15 protein-coding genes are annotated in these 18,545 nt (G+C 73.0%); 10 read left to right on the plus strand and 5 right to left on the minus strand.

Annotated elements, in window-relative coordinates; translation table 11 throughout:
• The first annotated feature begins 183 nt into the window (after nt 1–183).
• From AB0I29_RS05925 to AB0I29_RS05935, 3 genes are all read left to right on the plus strand, one after another.
• Nucleotides 184–2,865, plus strand: a complete 2,682-nt coding sequence (locus AB0I29_RS05925; protein WP_357479200.1) for a glycoside hydrolase family 97 catalytic domain-containing protein — start codon at nt 184–186, stop codon at nt 2,863–2,865.
• A 74-nt stretch (nt 2,866–2,939) separates the two neighbouring features.
• Nucleotides 2,940–4,430 (plus strand): glycerophosphodiester phosphodiesterase family protein, encoded by a 1,491-nt coding sequence (locus tag AB0I29_RS05930; protein ID WP_357479203.1) that lies wholly within the window; start codon nt 2,940–2,942, stop codon nt 4,428–4,430.
• A gap of 152 nt (nt 4,431–4,582) precedes the next feature.
• Nucleotides 4,583–5,530 (plus strand): DUF808 domain-containing protein, encoded by a 948-nt coding sequence (locus AB0I29_RS05935; protein ID WP_285104415.1) that lies wholly within the window; start codon nt 4,583–4,585, stop codon nt 5,528–5,530.
• 19 nt (nt 5,531–5,549) lie between these two features.
• Here the strand turns inward: AB0I29_RS05935 and AB0I29_RS05940 are convergent, their stop codons facing one another.
• Entirely contained in the window at nt 5,550–6,281 is a 732-nt protein-coding gene (locus tag AB0I29_RS05940; protein ID WP_285104853.1) for a GNAT family N-acetyltransferase, read from the minus strand.
• A 166-nt stretch (nt 6,282–6,447) separates the two neighbouring features.
• The gene (locus tag AB0I29_RS05945; protein ID WP_357479206.1) at nt 6,448–7,008 is read right to left on the minus strand and encodes a DoxX family protein; all 561 of its coding nucleotides are present in this window, start codon (nt 7,006–7,008) and stop codon (nt 6,448–6,450) included.
• A gap of 115 nt (nt 7,009–7,123) precedes the next feature.
• Here AB0I29_RS05945 and AB0I29_RS05950 point away from each other — a divergent pair, with 115 nt between their 5' ends.
• The 3 genes from AB0I29_RS05950 (at nt 7,124) to AB0I29_RS05960 (ending at nt 9,821) form a co-directional block, all read left to right on the plus strand.
• Entirely contained in the window at nt 7,124–8,170 is a 1,047-nt protein-coding gene (locus AB0I29_RS05950; RefSeq protein ID WP_357479209.1) for a sigma-70 family RNA polymerase sigma factor, read from the plus strand.
• Nucleotides 8,171–8,332: 162 nt separating this feature from the next.
• Entirely contained in the window at nt 8,333–9,256 is a 924-nt protein-coding gene (locus AB0I29_RS05955; RefSeq protein WP_285104421.1) for an SDR family NAD(P)-dependent oxidoreductase, read from the plus strand.
• Between the two features lie 34 nt (nt 9,257–9,290).
• A complete protein-coding gene (locus AB0I29_RS05960; RefSeq protein WP_357479212.1) occupies nt 9,291–9,821 on the plus strand; it encodes a MerR family transcriptional regulator in 531 nt (176 codons plus the stop codon).
• Between the two features lie 144 nt (nt 9,822–9,965).
• Here the strand turns inward: AB0I29_RS05960 and AB0I29_RS05965 are convergent, their stop codons facing one another.
• The gene (locus tag AB0I29_RS05965) at nt 9,966–11,078 is read right to left on the minus strand and encodes a LacI family DNA-binding transcriptional regulator (protein WP_357479215.1); all 1,113 of its coding nucleotides are present in this window, start codon (nt 11,076–11,078) and stop codon (nt 9,966–9,968) included.
• Between the two features lie 131 nt (nt 11,079–11,209).
• Here AB0I29_RS05965 and AB0I29_RS05970 point away from each other — a divergent pair, with 131 nt between their 5' ends.
• Genes AB0I29_RS05970 through AB0I29_RS05985 form a run of 4 tightly spaced genes read left to right on the plus strand, consistent with a single transcriptional unit; the run spans nt 11,210 to nt 17,126 of the window.
• Complete coding sequence (locus AB0I29_RS05970; RefSeq protein ID WP_357479218.1) at nt 11,210–12,514, plus strand: ABC transporter substrate-binding protein; 1,305 nt, start codon at nt 11,210–11,212, stop codon at nt 12,512–12,514.
• Nucleotides 12,511–13,434 carry a sugar ABC transporter permease gene (locus AB0I29_RS05975; RefSeq protein ID WP_285104430.1) on the plus strand — a complete coding sequence of 308 codons (924 nt, stop codon included), beginning with the start codon at nt 12,511–12,513 and terminating at the stop codon, nt 13,432–13,434. The genes AB0I29_RS05970 and AB0I29_RS05975 overlap by 4 nt, the downstream gene beginning before the upstream one ends.
• Complete coding sequence (locus tag AB0I29_RS05980) at nt 13,431–14,258, plus strand: carbohydrate ABC transporter permease (RefSeq protein WP_357479222.1); 828 nt, start codon at nt 13,431–13,433, stop codon at nt 14,256–14,258. Before AB0I29_RS05975 ends, AB0I29_RS05980 begins: the two co-directional genes overlap by 4 nt.
• A gap of 12 nt (nt 14,259–14,270) precedes the next feature.
• Nucleotides 14,271–17,126: a family 78 glycoside hydrolase catalytic domain gene (locus AB0I29_RS05985; RefSeq protein ID WP_357479225.1), complete on the plus strand. Its 2,856-nt coding sequence runs from the start codon at nt 14,271–14,273 to the stop codon at nt 17,124–17,126.
• 147 nt (nt 17,127–17,273) lie between these two features.
• Here AB0I29_RS05985 and AB0I29_RS05990 read toward each other — a convergent pair whose 3' ends face one another.
• Nucleotides 17,274–17,711 carry a VOC family protein gene (locus tag AB0I29_RS05990; RefSeq protein WP_357479228.1) on the minus strand — a complete coding sequence of 146 codons (438 nt, stop codon included), beginning with the start codon at nt 17,709–17,711 and terminating at the stop codon, nt 17,274–17,276.
• Nucleotides 17,712–17,771: 60 nt separating this feature from the next.
• On the minus strand, nt 17,772–18,533 hold the full coding sequence (locus AB0I29_RS05995; RefSeq protein WP_357479231.1) for an SDR family NAD(P)-dependent oxidoreductase: 762 nt from the start codon (nt 18,531–18,533) through the stop codon (nt 17,772–17,774).
• Nucleotides 18,534–18,545 lie beyond the last annotated feature (12 nt).

The raw sequence follows: 18,545 nt of genomic DNA on the forward strand, positions 1-18,545 counted from the left end.
AGCTGCGAGAACGCCTGTTGACCTGGTCCGGTGCGCCGCCTAGCCTTCTGGGCGGCGCACCGGACCGACGTCGGCACCGGGCCGGACCCGGCACCGGATCGACGTCGGCACCCGATCGAAGTCAAGGGAGACCTCGTGAAGCTCGTACCAGCGTTCCGTCCTGCTCTCCATCTGGTGACAGCGGTGTCAGCCGTTGCCCTCGTCGCGAGCGGCCTCGTCGTCGCCGGCAGCGCGACCGCCGCCCCGGCGGGCGGTACCGGCCCGGACCCGACGGGCGGGACGGCGTCGAGCTGGCGGGTGGAGGGCCCGCGCGGCTCGCACCTGGACGGGCTGCTGCGCCTGGACGCCGCCGGGCAGGTGGCGCTCGACGTGCTCGCCGACGGCGACACGGTGCTCTCGGCCACGCGGCTGGGCCTGCGGGGCAGCGACGGCGACCTGACCACCGGCCTGACGTTCGCCGGTCGGCAGGACCGCACGGTCTCGGACACCTACTCCATGAGCACCGGCAAGCGCGAGCGCCGCGGCTACACCCACCGGGAGTCGGTCTTCACGTTCGCCGACCCGGTGGGCGCACGGCTGCGGATCGCGGTCCGCGTGTCCGACGACGGCGTCGCCTACCGCTACCTGCTGGACGGGCCGGGCGAGCACCGGGTCGACGACGAGTCCGGCGCGTGGGAGCCGGCCGCGGACGGCCCGGCGTGGATGCAGCGCTCCTACGCCGTCAACTACGAGGCGGAGTGGAGCACCACGACCGCCGCGGCGGGCAACGGTTCCGGCAGCGTCGGGTACCCGGTGCTGTTCGGGCAGGGCGACCGGTACGTGCTGGTCACGGAGGCCGACCTGCACGGCGACTACTCGGGCTCGCATCTGACGCACGAGGCCGGCTCGCTGCGCTACGGCGTCGACCTCTTCGAGGGGCGCCCCGTCACCACGACCGGCGACCTGTCCACCCCGTGGCGGGTCGCGATCGTCGGTGACCTGGCCGGCGTCGTCGGCTCCACGCTGGTGGACGACCTCGCCACACCCGCCGCCCTGGACCCGGGCGCGGACTGGATCCGGCCCGGCCGGTCGAGCTGGAGCTGGCTGACCGATGGGAGCAGCCCGCGCGACGAGGCGCGCCAGCGGGACTTCGTCGACCTGTCCGCGCGCAACGGCTGGGAGTACGTGCTGCTCGACGAGGGCTGGGACGCGAGCTGGGTGCCGCGCACGGTCCGCTACGCGCACACCCGCGGCGTCGACGTGATCGTCTGGTTCCACAGCCGGGACCTGCGTACGCAGGAGCAGCGCGACGAGTGGCTGCCGCGGCTGAGGTCGTGGGGCGTGAGCGGCATCAAGGTGGACTTCATGGACTCCGACTCGCAGGAGATCCACCAGTGGTACGACGACGTGGCGCGCGACACCGCCCGGTACGAGCTGATGGTCAACTTCCACGGCGCCGCGCTGCCCACCGGCATGCAGCGCACCTGGCCGCACATCATGAGCTACGAGGCCGTGCGCGGCATGGAGAACGGGATCAGCCCCGAGCGCAGCCTCATCGTGCCGTTCACGCGCAACGTGCTGGGGTCGATGGACTTCACGCCCGTGGTGTTCTCCCGCGACAACGACAGGACGTCCAAGGCGCAGCAGGCCGCGATGGCGGTCGTCTACGAGTCGGGCTGGCAGCACATCTCGGACAAGCCCGAGGGGTACGACGACGAGCCGAACGCGCTGCCGTTCCTGCGGGACCTCCCCACGACCTGGGACGAGGTGCGGCTGCTCAGCGGCACGCCCGGGCGGGACGCGGTGCTCGCACGCCGCTCCGGGGACCGGTGGTTCGTGGGCGGCATGCGCGCGGGCTCCGGCGACCCGCTGCTGCTCCCGCTGGCGGGCCTGGCGCGGGGGTCCAAGGTGGTCGTCGACCTGCTGACGGACGACAGCGCGAACGGGTCGGCCACCGTGCACTCCACGGTGCGCACCACGGCCGCGGACACGCTGCGGATCCCGACGGCGGACAACGGCGGCTTCGTCGCCGTCGTGTGCGCGGCGACCGGGGGCCGGGAGTCGTGCCTGGACCCGGTCGAGGCGCGGCCGGACGCCACGATCACGGTCGACCCGGAGCAGGCCGACGTCGAGCCCGGCAGCACCGTGGCCGTGACGGCCGCGTTCGCGGTGGCGGACCGCGACGTCACGCGCGTGCGCCTGACGCCCGACCTGCCCACGGGCTGGTCCGCGGACCAGGGCACCCGCACCGTGGCGCGGCTCGCCGCCGGGCAGACCGCGCGCTTCACCTGGCAGGTCCGGGTGCCCGCCGACGGCGCGACGGGCACGTTCGAGGTGCCGGTCGACGTCGACTACCGGGCCGGCGGCGGCGACCACGTCGCCGCGAACCAGGCCACGCTGTGGGTCACGCCGCCCGTCCCGGCGGGGAACCCTTACGTCTCCGACCTCGACTGGACCGAGCAGAGCAACGGCTACGGCCCGGTCGAGCGCGATCGGTCCAATGGCGAGGCCGCAGGCGGTGACGGCGCGCCGCTGCGGATAGCGGGCACCACCTACGCCAAGGGCATCGGCATGCACGCGACCGGGTCGGTGACCGCGTGGCTCGGCGGCGCCTGCACGGCGTTGACGGCCGTGGTCGGGATCGACGACGAGGTGCTCGACAAGCCCGGCGACACCGGCGTCGGCTCCGTGCGGTTCGCCGTCTACGGCGACGGTGTGCTGCTCACCGAGACGCCGGTCCTGTCCAACGACGACGGCGGTGTGCCGCTCGACGTCGACGTCACCGGTGTGCGCCGCCTGCGCCTGGTCGCCGACGAGGGGCCGGACGGCAAGAACTTCGACCACGCCGACTGGGCCGACGCCCGCGTCGAGTGCGGGCAGGGCTGACGTTCAGCGAGTGTTCAGCCGGCCGCCGTGTGCGCTTCGCCCCAGCGGCCGGCCGCACCACCAGAGTCAGCCCCATGAACTCACGCATCCGTACCCGCGTCGGGGCCGTCGTCACCACGGCCGCGCTGGTGCTGTCCGGGGCCGTCGCCGTGGCCGGCGCGCAGGCCGAGTCCCAGGCCGAGTCCCAGGCCGACCTCCAGTCGGGCTCCGTTGCGGCGTCGGCCGCTCCGGCCGCGTTCGGCGGCGCGGGCAACGGCGGCGGCACCCCCGCCGAACGCGCCTACCGCGACCTGCTGGACCACGGCCCGGACGCCAAGATCCTCACCGCGGCCCACCGCGCGCAGTGGCGGGCGGCCCCCGAGAACAGCGCCCCCGCGATCCTGGCCGCGTTCGCGGACGGCGCGGAGATCGTCGAGCTGGACGTCCAGCTCACCGCCGACGGCGTCCCCGTGCTCATGCACGACACGACCGTGGACCGCACCACGAACGGGACCGGCCGCGTGGACAGCCTCACGCTGGAGCAGATCGAGGGCCTGCGGCTGCGCGAGGGCCTCGGCGGCGCGCAGGCCGCGCTCACCGACGAGCGGGTCCCCACGCTGGAGCAGGCGATGCGGCTCGCGAAGGACCGCGGCCTGGTCAACCTCGACAAGGGCTGGCCGTTCCGCGCGGAGATCTGGGACGTGCTGGTCGAGACGGGCACGGTCCGCAACGGCCTGTTCAAGTCGGACGCGCCCGTGGACCAGGTCCAGGAGTTCCGGGCCACGCACCGCGGCGCCGTCTACATGCACATGGTCACGGACGCGAACCTTGCGGACGTCGAGAAGTTCGGCGACGACCAGCCCGTGGCCTACGAGGTCAACTTCGACAGCACGGCCGACGCCGTCGCCCGCCGCCCGTTCCTGGACCGCGTCGCGAGCGGGAGCCGCGTCTGGAGCAACACGATGTGGAACGGGCTGTCCGAGCGGATGACCGACGAGGCGTCGCTGATCGACCCGCTGCGCGGCTGGCAGGCGCTGGTCAAGGGTTACCACACGACGATCTTCCAGACGGACGACGTCGAGAAGCTGGAGCGCTGGCTGCGCACGGGCGAGGGCGACCCGCTGCCGCGCGGCGCCGTCCGCGTCCAGGCGGAGGACTTCCTGCCCGGCGAGGGCGTCGGCTACCACGACCTGGAGCCCGCCAACCGCAGCAACCTGCAGATGCGCCCGGGCGAGGGTGTGGACATCCAGGACCTGGACGGGGCCGTCAGCCTCGGCTGGATGCGCGGCGGCGAGTGGCTCACCTACTCCGTCGAGGTGCCGAGGACCGGCGAGTACGAGGTCGCGGTGCGCGCGTCGTCGCCGTACTCGCCCGCCGGGACGTACACCGTGTCGTTCGACGACGGCGCGCCGAGCGCCCGGGTCGACGTCCGGAACACGACCAGCCACGCGAAGCAGGTGCTCCAGCCCAGCGGCGTCACGCAGCGCCTCACGAGGGGCACGCACACGCTGCGCATCGCCCTGCCCGAGGACGCGTACCAGAACTGGAACCTGGACCGCATCGAGCTCACCCCGGTCTCGCGCTGACGCGAAACCCCCGCACGTGTCAGACGTACAGGTCACCAGAGGGACCTGTACGTCTGACACGTGCGGCGCGGTGCTCGGGCGGGCCGTCGGATTGCATAGGCTTCGGACATGACGACACATCGACCGGAGCGGGGTGCGCCGTGGGTGGCCTGATGGGACTGCTGGACGACATCGCCGCGCTGGCAAAGCTCGCGGCGGCGTCCATCGACGACGTCGGCGCAGCCACGGGCCGTGCGACCGCCAAGGCGGCGGGCGTCGTCGTGGACGACACCGCCGTGACCCCGCAGTACCTGCGCAGCGTCGCGGCGCAGCGCGAGCTGCCGATCGTGAAGAAGATCGCGATCGGCTCGATCCGCAACAAGCTGATCTTCATCCTCCCGGCCGCGCTGCTGCTCAGCCAGTTCCTGCCGTGGCTGCTGCCGATCGTGCTGATGATCGGCGGCACGTACCTCGCCTACGAGGGCGCCGAGAAGATCTGGCACAAGATCTCCGGCCACAGCAAGGAGACGGTGCTCGCCACGGAGGTCAGCCCGGAGGCCGAGAAGAAGCTGGTTGCCGGCGCCATCCGCACCGACCTGATCCTGTCGGCCGAGATCATGGTGATCGCCCTGGACGAGGTGGCCGACGAGACCTTCTGGTCCCGGCTCCTCATCCTCGTCGTGGTCGCGTTCGTCATCACGATCATCGTCTACGGCGTCGTCGCGGCGATCGTGAAGATGGACGACGTCGGGCTGCGGCTCGCCGAGCGCGACTCCGGGTTCTCCCAGTCCCTGGGCCGCGGCCTGGTCAAGGCGATGCCGCGCGTGCTCGCCGTCATCTCCGTGGTCGGCACCGTCGCGATGCTCTGGGTGGGCGGGCACATCCTGCTCGTCAACCTCGGTGCGGACGGCACGGGCTGGATCCCCTGGCCCTACGAGTGGGTGCACCACCTCGAGGTGGTCATCCACGACGGCGCCGGGGCGCTCGGCGGCACCCTCGGCTGGCTGTTCAACACCCTCTGCTCGGCCGTGGTCGGCCTCGTGGTCGGCGCCGTCGTGGTGGCCGTGCTGCACCTGCTGCCGTCCCGGAAGAAGACGGCGGACGCCCCGGCGGCGCACTGACGTCAGGGGCGCACCGGGCTCAGGCGGCCGGGGTGCGTACCATCCCGAACTCGTTGCGGCGACGCAGCACGAACCCGAGGCTCTCGTAGAGCCGGATCGCGTTCGTGTTGCCCGCCGCGGCGTGCAGCATGGCCCGCGCGCCGCGCTCGCGGACGGCGTGCACGACGTCGAGCACCAGCCGCGTGGCCAGACCCTGGCCGCGGAACCGCTCGTCCGTGGCGACCGCGCTGATCTCGGTCCAGCCGGCGGGCCGCAGCCGCTCGCCGGCCATGGCCGCGAGCTCGCCGTCACGCCGGATGCCGACGTACCGGCCCATCTCGTGGGTGCGGGGCAGGAACGGCCCGGGCTTCGCACGGGACACGAGGTCCATCATCTCGGGGACGTCGGCGGCGCCCAGGACCACGGCCTCGGCGTCGGGCCTGCCCTGGACGCGCTCGGTCTCGACGAGCTGCACGCCGCCGAACACGTCGCCGCGCACCCAGCCGGCCGGCAGGGCGACGGACTCGGGCGGGGCGGGGAAGTCGGCGTCATACCCGACCAGGTCGACGATCGCGGCCCAGACGTCCGGGTCGTCCCAGGTGCGGACGGCGGCGAACGGCGAGACGTCCACGGGGTAGCGGCGGACGAGGTCCCCGCCCTCGGCGAGGTGGGCGTGCTCCCCGGCGAGCGACGACCAGGCGGCGTTGTCGAGCGCGGAGTAGTCGGGTGCCGAGGGGTCGGGTGCGGTGCCGCCGGAGGCGGCGTCGGTCAGGAGGCTCACGTCAATCACCAACTGGTGTCCGGCCGTGCGCATTCCGGCCCGACGCCGACCGCGGCCGCCCTCCCCTTCGAGGCCCGAGTTTCTCCTCTTTGACGCCGCTCAAAGCGGAGAAAACGTGGGTCTCGAAGGGGCGACGGGGGTGCCGCGGCGGGGCGGCTCAGCGTGCGGCGGACGCGGACGGCGCGGACGGCGTGGCCGGTTCGGCCGGCTGGGCCGGCGCGGCTGAACGGGCCGGCTCGGTCTGTGCGGAGCGGGACGGCGCCGGACCCCGGAAGATCGCGACGAGGTTGATCGTGAGCGCGACCGTGACCAGCCCGATCACGGGGACCAGCAGGTCGGCGTCCAGGTGCGGCCCGGTGGCCAGGAGACCCCAGCGGCCGACGGCGACGGCCCCGGCGAGCGCCGCCCACAGCGCCGTCTCCAGGGCGGGCAGCCACTCGCCGGCCCGGACATGGAACCCGCTGGCCATGAGCGTGACGACGGCGAGCCCGGCCGCGGCCAGCGGCGTCGTCCACTCGAAGGCGCCCAGGAGCAGGGGCAGGACGAGCGCGAACGGCGCCAGGAGCTCCGCCACGCCGGTCAGGACGACGATCGAACGGGGCAGGTCGTCGAACCCCGCCCAGCGGTCGATGCCGCGGCCTGCGATCTTGGGCAGCGCCGCGAACAGGAAGAACAGGGCGAGGACGATCTGTGCCGCCCACAGGGTGGTGGTGAGCATGATGCTCCTTCGGGTTCGTCGGACGGCGGTCTGCCGGCCGGGTGCGGACAGGACGAACGGGCGGTCGGGTGTGTGACGCCGTCACATCGCGGGGTGCCCGATCGTCGTGCGGGGCATGAGCGAAGCTAGACGCGAGCCCGTGCGCGGGCGGGAACCTGATGCGGGCGGTGCGTCCGGGGATGCCCGTGGACGGCCGGCCGGACCCGACGTCGAGCGGGTCGCCGCCGCGTCGCGGGACGACCGCGCCTACCTGCTGGCCGTCGCGCGGCGCATCCTGGCCGACCCCGCCGAGGCCGAGGACGTGGTGCAGGACGCGTTCGCGCGGCTGGCGACCCAGGACGTCGGCGGCATCCGCGACCTGCGCGGCTGGCTCGTCGTGGCGGTGCGGCGGCTCGCGCTGGACCGGATCGGGTCGGCCCACCGGCGCCTGTCCGCGCCACAGGACCCGGCGACCTGGGACTTCGGGTCCGGCACGGGGGTGCCGGGCCTGGGCCCGGGTGCGTCACCGGACCCGGCGGACCGGATCACCCTGGACGACGAGATCCGGCGCGCCCTGTCCGTCGTGCTCGACCGGCTGACGGCGGGCGAGCGCGCCGCGTTCCTGCTGCACGACGTGTTCGGGATCCCCTTCGAGAGCGTCGCGGAGACGGTCGGCCGCACCCCGGCCGCGTGCCGCCAGCTCGCCAGCCGCGCCCGGCGGGCGATCCGGGCGTCGCAGCCGACGGCGTCCGGGTCCGCCGGGTCGACGTCGGCCATGTCGGCATCTGCCGGGTCGACGTCGGCCGCGCACACGTCGATCGGTCCGGCGCCGACCGCACCGGCCGGGCACCGCGCCGACCCTCAGCTGCAGCGCGTGGTCGACACCTTCATCGCGGCCTGCGCCGGGGGAGACCTCGCGGCCCTGGTGCGGATCCTGCACCCCGAGGTCTCGGGCTGGGCGACGCTGCGCGGCGAGCGCGTCGGGTTCGACGTCGGCGCCGAGCGGGTGGCCGCCGGGTCCCTGCACTACCTGGGGCCGACGTCGGGCTGGACCCTGGCGCCCCTGCTCCTGGACGACGGGATGGCGCTCGTCGCGACGCGGGACGGCGCGCCCGTCGCCCTGATCCGCGTGCTCGTCGTGGACGGCCTGATCACGGCGATCCGCACGGTCCTGCTGCCCTGAGGTCGGCAGTTCGACCAGCGGAGTCGGCAGTCTGCACCGAGGTCGGCACAGGGATGTGCCGATCTCGGTGCAGAGTGCCGACCTCGGGGGCAGACTGCCGACCTCAGCACCAGGAGACCTCGCCTTGCGTTCGAGCGCGCTCGAATCCCTAACGTCGCCGCCATGACGACAGACAGTGCGACGACGACCAGCACAACCACCACCACGGTCACCAGCGGGGCCACCGCCGACACCAGGACCTGGCTCATCACCGGCGCGAGCTCCGGCCTCGGCCTCGCCCTGGCGGAGGCCGCGCTCCAGGCCGGGGAGCGGGTGGTCGGCACGGCGCGCCGGGCCGGCCGGTTCGGCGCGCTGCGGGCGCGGTACGGCGAGCGGCTGCTCGCGGTGGAGCACGACGTGCGGGACACGGCGGGGGCCGCCGCGGTCGTGGACCGGGCCCTGGACGCGTTCGGGCGGATCGACGTGCTGGTCAACAACGCCGGCGCGGGACAGGTGGGGACAGCCGAGGAGATCGGCGACGCCGCCCTGCGCGACATGCTCGACCAGCACCTGTTCGGTCCGGCGGCCTACGTGCGGGCGGTCCTGCCGCACCTGCGGGCGCGCGGCACGGGCGCGATCGTGCAGATGAGCAGCCAGGGCGGGCGCATGTCGTTCCCCGCGGTGGGCAGCTACTCGGCCGGGAAGTTCGCGCTGGAGGGCTGGTCCGAGGCGCTCGCCGGCGAGGTCGCCCCGTTCGGCGTCCGCGTGCTGATCGTGGAGCCCAGCCGGTTCCGGACGGCGTTCAACGCGGCCGGCGTGCTCCGCACCGCGGCCGCCGACCCCGCCTATGACGACGTGGCCGGCGCGGTCCGCGCGAACATGGCCGAGGCTCACGGCAGTCAGGAGGGCGACCCGGCCCGCGCCGCCGCCGTCGTCCGCCAGGTGCTGGACGCCGCGGACGCGCCGCTGCGCCTGCCGCTCGGCGCGGAGGCGGTCCGCAACCTGCGGCGCGCGTACGCCTACGCGGCGGACGACGTCGAGAAGTGGGCCGGTGCGTCCGAGTCCGCGGACTTCCCGGGCGTGCCCCCGGCCGTGCGAGCCTTCTGATGACCCGCACCCCGGGCCGCCTAGGCTGGTGGGCATGGCGACGGACGACCTGATGTCACGGGCCCTGGCGGCGCTCGGGGAGGACGGCGCGCCGTCGGCAGACGTCATCCACGCCCTCGCGGACGCGGACGCGGTGCCCGGACCCCTGCCGATCGCCGAGGCCGCCGCCTACCTCGACGTCTCGCCGCACACGCTGCGGTACTACGAGCGCGCGGGCCTGGTCGAGGTGGGCCGGGACGCCGCCGGGTACCGCCTGTACGACGCCGCGGCGCTGCGCCGCCTCGTCTTCGTCACCCGGATGCGGCTGTCGGGCATGCCGATGCGCGACGTGCAGCACTACATCGCCCTCGCGGACGCCGGCAAGGAGACCGAGCCGGAGCGCCTCGACCTCCTGCTGGAGCACCGCGACACCATCCGGCGCCGGATCCGGGAGCTGAACCTCTCGCTGGCGGCCACGGAGTACAAGATCGCCACCTACGGCGGTGCCACGGGTCCGGACGTCACGGACCCGGACGTCACAGACCCGGACGTCACGGACCCGGACGTCATAGGCCAGGACGACTAGCTCGGTCACGAGCGGCCCACCCGTCGCCGCGATCCCCTTTGCCGCGATCCCCTTTGAGGCCCGGGTTTCTTCGCTTTGAACGGTCCCAAAGCGAAGAAACCCGGGCCTCAAAGAGAATGCCCGGCGGGCCTGGCCGTCCGCCCGTCAGGCCTCCCGCGGCTCCGCGCTCGACCGGCGGGCCCGGAGCACCGCCGGCGACTCGTACCGCACCGACTCCGTGCGCCCCGCCAGCCGTTCCAGCAGCAGCCGCACCGCCTCGCGACCGAGGGTGATGCCGCTCTGGTCCACGCTGGTGAGCGAGACGAGGGGGTGTCGCGCGATCGGCACGTCGTCGTAACCGACCACCGACACGTCGCGCGCGTCGAGCCCGGCCTCCGCGACCGCGCTCAGCACGCCGACGGCCAGGGTGTCGTTGCCCGCGAAGATCGCGGTCGGGCGGTCGGGGGAGTCCAGGAGCGCGCGGGTGGCCGCATGGGCCTCCGAGCCGTCGAACATCGTGTGGATCACCTGCGGCTCCAGCCCGGCGGCGGTCATGCGCTCGCGGTAGACGGCGGTGCGCACCACGTGGGGCTCGGCACCGGCCTGGCCCGCCCACGGCGGCTCCGGCCGGGACGGGTGGATGGTCAGGTGCACGATGCGCCGGTGGCCGAGGTCGAACAGGTGCGACATGACCTGCTCGGCGCCGGAGCGGTCGTCGCCGGTGATCGTGTCGTAGCGGTCGGACCGGTCGTGCCGCCCGATCATCACCAGCGGCGTGCGCTCGGCGACCCGTTCGAGCCACGCGGGGTCCACCCGGGGCGCGATGGCCACGATGCCGTCGACCTGGCGGTCGGCGAGGCTGTTGATCGCCACGTCGCCCTTCTGGTCCCGCCCGAGCGGGGCGATGATCATCTGGTACGGGGTGTCCGCGAGCGCCTCCGTCGCGCCGTCGACGATCATCGTCAGGAAGTCGTTGCCCACCTGGGGGATCTCGAACCCGAGCGTGAAGCTCGCCCCGCGCATGGCCCGCGCGGCGACGCGCGGTCGGTACTCCAGCCGCTCGATGGCGGCGGTGACCTGGGCCCGCATGTGCTCGCTGACGCCGTAGGCGTTCCGGATCACCTTGGAGACCGCGGCCCGGGAGACGCCGGCCTCACGGGCGACGTCCTGGATCGTCGAGGGGCGGGGTCCGGGCTCCGCGGTGGGCCCCACCGCCGGGGAGGGCGGCGGCGGTGCCGGAGACGGTGCGGCGTCCGGCCTGGTCTCTGCTGAGGTCACGACTGTGTTCCCGATTCTGTAGATCGGTTGACACTCTACAGGGCCCTCGCTAGCGTGAACCCGCTGAAAGGATTCATTCGAGGGAGTGTAGATCGCTCTACGATCCTTTCGCTCTACAAGGAGGTAGAGAGATGTCCCGAGCAACTCGTCATCGCGTGGCGGTGGCCGCAGCGGCCGTCCCGCTGCTGGCCCTGGCCGGCTGCTCGTCGTCCGGCGACGACGGCGGAACCACCGAGATCACGTTCCTCACGACCAACGACGCGCCGAACCCCGAGACCGCGGACGCCCTGATCGAGGCCTTCGAGGCCGAGCACCCCGACATCTCGGTCAGCGTCGAGATCCGGCCGGGCGGCACCGAGGGCGACAACCTGATCAAGACCCGGCTGTCGACGGGGGAGATGGCCGACGTCTTCTTCTACAACTCGGGCTCCCTGCTGCAGGCGCTCAACCCGGACTCGACGCTGGTCGAGCTGGGCGACCAGGAGTGGGTCGGCTCGCTCACCGAGGAGTTCGTCCCCGTCGTGAGCACCGACAACGGGATCTACGGCGCGCCCCTGGGCGCCTCGTTCGCGGGCGGCGTCGTCTACAACAAGCGGGTCTACGAAGACCTCGGGCTCGCCGTCCCCGAGACCTGGGACGAGTTCATGGCGAACAACGAGACGATCGCCGCCGAGGGCGACGGCGTGGCCCCGGTCATCCAGACCTACGGCGAGACCTGGACCAGCCAGCTCTTCGTGCTCGGCGACTTCGCCAACGTGACCGCCGTCGACCCCGAGTGGGCCGAGCAGTACACGGCGCACCAGCGGTTCTACGCCGACGAGCCCGCGCTCCTGGGGTTCCAGCACCAGCAGGAGGTGGCGGAGGCGGGCTTCTTCAACGAGGACTTCCCGTCCGCGACGTTCCCGGACGGCGCCCGGATGGTCGCCGAGGGCGAGGGCGCGCACTACCCGATGCTGTCGAACGTGATCCAGACGATCCTGCAGAACACGCCGGACGCGGTGGACGACATCGGCTTCTTCGCGCTCCCCGCGACGGACGCGGAGAACACCCAGGCGACGATCTGGCAGCCGAACGCCGTCTACATCCCCCGGTCCACGGAGGGCGCCGAGCTCGAGGCGGCCAAGGAGTTCGTCGCGTTCGTCAACAGCGACGCCGGGTGCGACATCCAGAACGAGCTGCTCCCGCCCGCCGGGCCGTACGCGGGCACCTGCGAGGTACTGGACTCCGCCCCAGCGCTGCTCGACGACATCCAGGCGTACTTCGACGCCGGGAAGACCGCCAACGCCCTGGAGTTCATCTCGCCCGTCAAGGGGCCGAACCTGGAGCAGGCCACCGTCGAGGTGGGTTCGGGCATCCGCACCGCGGAGGACGCCGCCGCCTTCTACGACCAGGACGTCGAGAAGCAGGCCAAGCAGCTGGGCCTCGAGGGTTGGTGATGTCCGCCACCACCGAGGTGCGGGCCGCCGGACGACGTCGGACGACGGCCCGCACCTCCCTGACCCAGCGCGCCACCTACCCGTCGTGGTTCTACCTGCCGGCCGGCGTGCTCTACCTGATCTTCTTCGCGGTGCCCACGTTCGCGTCGTTCTGGTTCAGCCTCACGCGCTGGACCCTGTTCGACACCGAGTTCATCGGCCTGGAGAACTACATCCAGTTCTTCTCGGAGCCCCAGCTCTCGCGGGGGTTCGTGAACACGCTCGTCTACGGGTTCGTGACCTCGGGCGCCAAGGTGGTGCTCGGGCTGGCGCTGGCGGTGCTGCTCACCTCGCAGCTCGTGGGCCGTGGCTACCTGCGCTCCGTGGTGTTCTTCCCGGTGCTGGTCTCCACGATCGGCGTCGGCATCACCTTCACCGCCCTGCTCGACCCGTTCGACGGGGTGGTCAACACCGTGCTCGCCGCGTTCGGGATCGAGGGGCCCGGATGGTTCACCGACCCGAGCACGGCTCTGCTGACGATCGCGGCCGTGGACGTCTGGAAGGGGCTCGGCATCGCCACGCTCATCTACATCGCCGGCATCGTCGCCATCCCGCAGGAGTACTACGAGGCCGCGCGGGTCGACGGCGCGGGCCGCTGGCAGCAGTTCCGTTCCATCACGCTGCCCCTGGTCCAGCCGGCCACGGCGACCGTCATCATCCTGTCGCTCATCGGCGGCCTGCGGTCGTTCGACCTGATCTGGGCGACCACGGGCGGCGGTCCCGGGTTCACCAGCGACGTCATCGCCTCCGTCATCTACAAGCAGTACCAGGCCGGTTTCTACGGGCTGTCCACCGCGGGGAACGTCATCCTGTTCCTCGTGGTGACGGCGATCATGGTGCCGCTCTCGATGCTGCTCAACCGCAAGGAGGTCGAGCGATGAGGCGCGCCGGGTCCTGGGCCACGGGCATCGCGGCCGTCGCCGTGTCGGCGGTGGTGTTCCTCGTGCCGTTCGCGTTCATCTTTCTCACGGCGTCGAAGGACGCGTCGTCCGCCTCGCGGCTGGAGTTCTCCCTGCCGGAGGACTGGGCGTTCGTCGAGAACCTGAGCGAGGTGCTCGCCACGCGCGACGGCATCGTGGTGCGGGCCTTCGTCAACAGCACGGTCCTGACCGTGGTCAGCGTCGCGATCATGGTGATCCTCGCGGCGATGGTCGGCTACCTGCTGCAACGGCGGCAGTCACGCCTCAACCCGGTGGTCAACTTCTTCGTGCTGGCGGGGCTCATCGTGCCGCCCGCCGTGGTGCCGACGATCTGGGTGCTGCAGGGGATCGGGCTGTTCAAGACCATGCCCGGCCTGATCCTCGTCGAGGCGACGTTCGGCCTCTCGTTCTGCATCCTGCTGTTCCGCGCGTTCGTCGCGACCATCCCCCGCGAGCTCGACGAGGCGGCGGTCATCGACGGCGCCGGGCCCCTGCGGCTGTTCTTCGCCGTCATCCTGCCGCTGCTGCGGCCCGTGATCATCACGATCGTCGTGGTGCAGGCGGTCAACGTGTTCAACGACTTCACCAACCCCCTGTACTTCCTGCCGGGGGACGAGAACGCGACCGTGCAGCTCACGCTCTACAACTTCCAGAGCCAGATGGTCAGCCAGTTCAACCTGCTGTTCATGGACATCCTGCTGATCACGGTGCCGCCGCTGGTCATGTACATCTTCTTCAACCGCCAGATCGTGGCCGGCATGACGTCCGGCGCGGTCAAGGGCTGAAAGGGGCCACCGATGGAGACCCACCACACCGATACCCCGACCGCCGGCGGCGCGACCCGCGTCCGCGAGGTGCGGATCGAGCGCCGGACCGACGGCGCCTACGCCGACACCCCGACCCCGCGCCTGAGCTGGACCGTCGGGTCCGACGTGCCCGGCTGGTGGCAGGCGGGCGCCGAGGTGCGGCTCGACGGCGACCAGGTGCGCACCCTGGAGACCGACGAGTCGCGGTTCGTGCCCTGGCCGTTCGACCCGCTGGCGCCGCACGCGCGGCACACGCTGGAGGTGCGGGTCACCGGCACGGACGGCGGTACCTCGCCATGGAGCGAGCCCGTCACCGTGCGCAGCGTCTTCCTGGCCGACGGCGAGTGGGCGGCCGCCTTCGTCGGCCTCGCCGATCCACCCGACGACGCCACGCCCGGCCTCCTGCGCACCGAGCTCGACCTGCCCGGCGACGTCGTCCGCGCCACCCTCCACGCGTCCGCGCACGGCGTCTACCAGGTCGAGATCAACGGCCAGGACGTGGACGACGCCGTGCTCAAGCCCGGCTGGACCGCCTACCAGCACCGCGTGGTGCACGAGGCCACCGACGTCACCGCGCTGCTGCGGACCGGCGCCAACGCCGTCGGCATCCGGTTGGCCGGCGGGTGGTGGACCGAGCACTACGGCTTCCACGGCGCCGCCCGGACCTTCTACGGCGAGCAGCCCGCCGCGGCCGTGCAGCTCCACGTCGAGCTCGCCGATGGGACCACCCGGGTGCTGACCACCGGGCCGGACTGGCGCGGGGCGGCGGCCGGGCCGGTCGTGGCCAGCGGCATCTACGCGGGCGAGCGGGTCGACGCCGGCCGCGCCGTCCCCGGCTGGAGCCTGCCCGGCTTCGACGACACGGCGTGGGCGCCGGTGCGCGTGGACACGTCCGACGTCGTGCCCGAACCCGCGATCGCCGAACCCGTGCGGCGGGTCGACGAGGTGGCGGTCCGCGACGTGATCACCACGCCCTCGGGGCGCACGGTGCTCGACTTCGGGCAGAACCTCGTCGGCCGCCTCCGCGTGCGCGTGACGGGGGAGCCGGGGCAGGTGATCACGCTCCGGCACGCCGAGGTGCTGGAGCACGGCGAGCTTGGCGTCCGCCCGCTGCGCCACGCCGCGGCCACCGACCACCTCGTGCTTTCCGGCGGCGAGGACGCCTTCGAGCCCGAGTTCACCTTCCACGGCTTCCGGTACGCCGAGGTGGACGGTTGGCCCGGCGAGCTCGACGCCGACACCGCCCGCGCGGCGATCACCGCCGTCGTGATCAGCAGCGACATGCGCCGCACCGGATGGTTCGAGAGCTCCGACGAGCGCGTGAACCGGCTGCACGAGAACGTCGTGCAGGGCATGCGCGGCAACTTCGTCTCCCTGCCCACCGACTGCCCCCAGCGCGACGAGCGCCTCGGCTGGACCGGCGACATCCAGGTCTTCGGGCCCACCGCGAGCTACCTCTTCGACAGCGACGCCTTTCTGGCCTCCTGGCTGCGCGACGTCGCCGCCGAGCAGGCCGACCGCGGCGGCGTCTGCCCCGTCGTCGTGCCGTTCGTGCTGCCCTTCGGGTCCAAGCCCGCCGCCGCCTGGGGCGACGCCGCCACGGTGGTGCCCACGACCCTGCTCGAACGGTTCGCCGACCGGCGGGCGCTCGCGGAGCAGTACCCGTCCATGCGGGCGTGGGCCGACGTGCTGCTGGACCTGTCCGGGGAGCGGCTGCTCTGGGAGGGCATGTTCCAGTTCGGCGACTGGCTCGACCCGGACGCGCCGCCGGACGACCCGGCGGGCGCCAAGACGGATCCCGACATCGTGGCCAGCGCGTACCTCGTGCGCTCGCTGCAGCTCGTCACCGCGGCGGCGCAGGAGCTGGGCGACGTCGAGGGAGCCGCGCGGTACGGCGACCTCGCCGAGCGGGCGCGGCGGGCGTGGGTGGCCGAGTACACGACGCCGGCCGGCCGGATCGTCTCCGACGCCCAGACCGCGTACGCGCTGGCCGTCGTCTTCGACCTCGTGGACGGCGCGACCCGGGCCGTGATGGGCGACCGGCTGGCCTGGCTCGTGCGCCGGGCCGGCTACCGCATCGGCACCGGGTTCGTGGGCACGCCGATCATCCAGGACGCGCTCACGGTCACCGGGCACGCCGACGTCGCCGCGCGGCTGCTGCTCCAGACCGGCGTCCCGTCCTGGCTGTACGCGGTGACGATGGGCGCCACCACGGTCTGGGAGCGGTGGGACAGCATGCTGCCGGACGGCAGCATCAACCCCGGGGAGATGACGTCGTTCAACCACTACGCCTTCGGGGCCGTGGCCGACTGGCTGCACCGCGCCGTGGCGGGGCTCGCCCCGGACTCGCCCGGCTACCGGCGGCTGCGGATCGCGCCCGTGCCGATCGCGGGCCTGGACCACGCCGCGACGCGGTTCGAGACGCCCTACGGCCTCGCCGAGGCGGGCTGGGCGGCGCGGGACGGGCAGATCGTGGTGCACGCGGTGGTGCCGCCGAACGCGTCGGCGGTGGTGGTGCTGCCGGGCGGCTCCGACGAGATCGGGGTGGGCGCCGGGCGGCACGAGTGGATCGTGCCCGACCCGCGCGACCGGTCCGTCCCGCCGCCGGTCACGCTGGACTCGACGCTCGGCGCCGTCGCCGACGACCCGGAGGCGTTCGCGACGGTGCTGGCCGCCGTCGAGGCCGCGGACACCGGGCAGACCGGTGCCCTGCGATCGCTCAAGGAGTGGACCGACCAGCGCACCCTGGAGGAGGAGCTGGTGCGGCTGCCGTCGGGGGCGCTCGACCAGGTGCGGACGGCGCTCGACGAGCTCAACGCCCGGCGCGGTGCGGTCGTGGCGGGGTAGCGGGGTCGGCAGTCTGCGCCGCAGAGTCGGCAGTCTGCATCGAGGTCGGCACAGCGATGTGCCGACCTCGATGCAAGCTGCCGACCTCCCACCCGGAGTGCCGACCTCGCTGGCGGGGGCGGGGGTTGAAGCCAGCGGGCGCCGGCCTCAGTCGAGGCAGAACTCGTTGCCCTCGATGTCCTGCATGTTCTGGCACGACTCGTTCTCGCCGTCGGCCAGCAGCAGCACCCCGCGCGTCGCGCCGATCGCCTCCAGGCGGACGGCCTCGGACTCCAGGACGGCCAGGCGCTCCTCGCCCACCAGGCCCCTCCCGACCTTGACGTCGAGGTGCACCCGGTTCTTGACGACCTTGCCCTCGGGCACGCGCTGGAAGAACAGTCGCGGGCCCACGCCGTTCGGGTCGCTCGCGGCGAACCACGAGTCCCGCTTCTCGGCGGGCAGCGAGAGGTTGTACTCCTCCCACGTGTCGAAGCCGTCCTCCGTCGGGTCCGGGGGGACGTATCCCAGCGCCTCGCACCAGAACCGGCCCACGCGCTCGGGACTGGCACAGTCGAAGGTGATCTGGACAGGCTGCACGGTCGTCATGGCCACACCCTAGGACGGCGGCGGGCCGCCGATCACTCTGATTCCCTCACACCGGTTCCCTCACACCGATTCCTTGGTGATGCTCCAGCCGCCGTCGACGTTCAGCTCGACGCCCGTGACGAACGACGCCCGGTCGGAGCACAGCCAGGCGATCGCGTCGGCCACCTCGGACGCCTCGCCCAGGCGGCCGAGTGCCGTCGCCGCCGCGGCGCTCGCGAGCTCGGCCTCGCCCACGCCGTCCCAGTGCGGCGTGAGCACGGGCCCGGGCAGCACGCTGTTCACGCGCACGGCGGGCCCGTACTCGGCGGCGAGCTGCCGGGCCAGCCCCGTCATCCCGGCCTTGGCCGAGGCGTAGGCTGCGCGGCCGGGCAGCCCGAAGTGCGCGTGCACGGAGGACACCATGACCACCGCTCCGTTGCCCGACGCCGACAGGTCGGGCAGGAGCGCGCGCGTGGCCAGGTAGGCACCTGTGAGCGTGACCCGGATCTGGTGCTCCCAGCTCTCCGGCGGCGTGTCCTCCAGCGACGCGACGCGGGTCGCGTACGCATTGTTCACCAGGATCTGCGGGCGGCCGAGCTCCGCCCGGCAGGCGGTGACTGCGTCGGCCCAGGCGGCCTCGTCGGCCACGTCCATGACGGACGCCGCCGCCCGGTACCCGGCGGCGCGCAGCTCGTCCCGCAGGTCGAACACGGTGGGGGAGATGTCGACGAGGAAGACGCCGGCGCCGTCCTCGGCCAGGCGCCGGGAGGTCGCCTCGCCGATGCCCCGGGCGGCGCCGGTGACGACGGCGGTGCGACCGTCCGGGGGGAGCTCACGCGTCATGACCAGGGCCTT

The organism is Promicromonospora sp. NPDC050262 (assembly GCF_040655935.1).
Lineage (GTDB): Bacteria > Actinomycetota > Actinomycetes > Actinomycetales > Cellulomonadaceae > Promicromonospora.

Coding starts and splice junctions, on each gene's coding strand:
- AB0I29_RS05985 (WP_357479225.1), top strand. CDS start 14,271: ATGGAGACCCACCACACCGATACCCCGACCGCCGGCGGCGCGACCCGC.
- AB0I29_RS05990 (WP_357479228.1), bottom strand. CDS start 17,711: ATGACGACCGTGCAGCCTGTCCAGATCACCTTCGACTGTGCCAGTCCC.
- AB0I29_RS05950 (WP_357479209.1), top strand. CDS start 7,124: ATGAGCGAAGCTAGACGCGAGCCCGTGCGCGGGCGGGAACCTGATGCG.
- AB0I29_RS05945 (WP_357479206.1), bottom strand. CDS start 7,008: ATGCTCACCACCACCCTGTGGGCGGCACAGATCGTCCTCGCCCTGTTC.
- AB0I29_RS05955 (WP_285104421.1), top strand. CDS start 8,333: ATGACGACAGACAGTGCGACGACGACCAGCACAACCACCACCACGGTC.
- AB0I29_RS05935 (WP_285104415.1), top strand. CDS start 4,583: ATGGGACTGCTGGACGACATCGCCGCGCTGGCAAAGCTCGCGGCGGCG.
- AB0I29_RS05970 (WP_357479218.1), top strand. CDS start 11,210: ATGTCCCGAGCAACTCGTCATCGCGTGGCGGTGGCCGCAGCGGCCGTC.
- AB0I29_RS05930 (WP_357479203.1), top strand. CDS start 2,940: ATGAACTCACGCATCCGTACCCGCGTCGGGGCCGTCGTCACCACGGCC.
- AB0I29_RS05995 (WP_357479231.1), bottom strand. CDS start 18,533: ATGACGCGTGAGCTCCCCCCGGACGGTCGCACCGCCGTCGTCACCGGC.
- AB0I29_RS05980 (WP_357479222.1), top strand. CDS start 13,431: ATGAGGCGCGCCGGGTCCTGGGCCACGGGCATCGCGGCCGTCGCCGTG.
- AB0I29_RS05960 (WP_357479212.1), top strand. CDS start 9,291: ATGGCGACGGACGACCTGATGTCACGGGCCCTGGCGGCGCTCGGGGAG.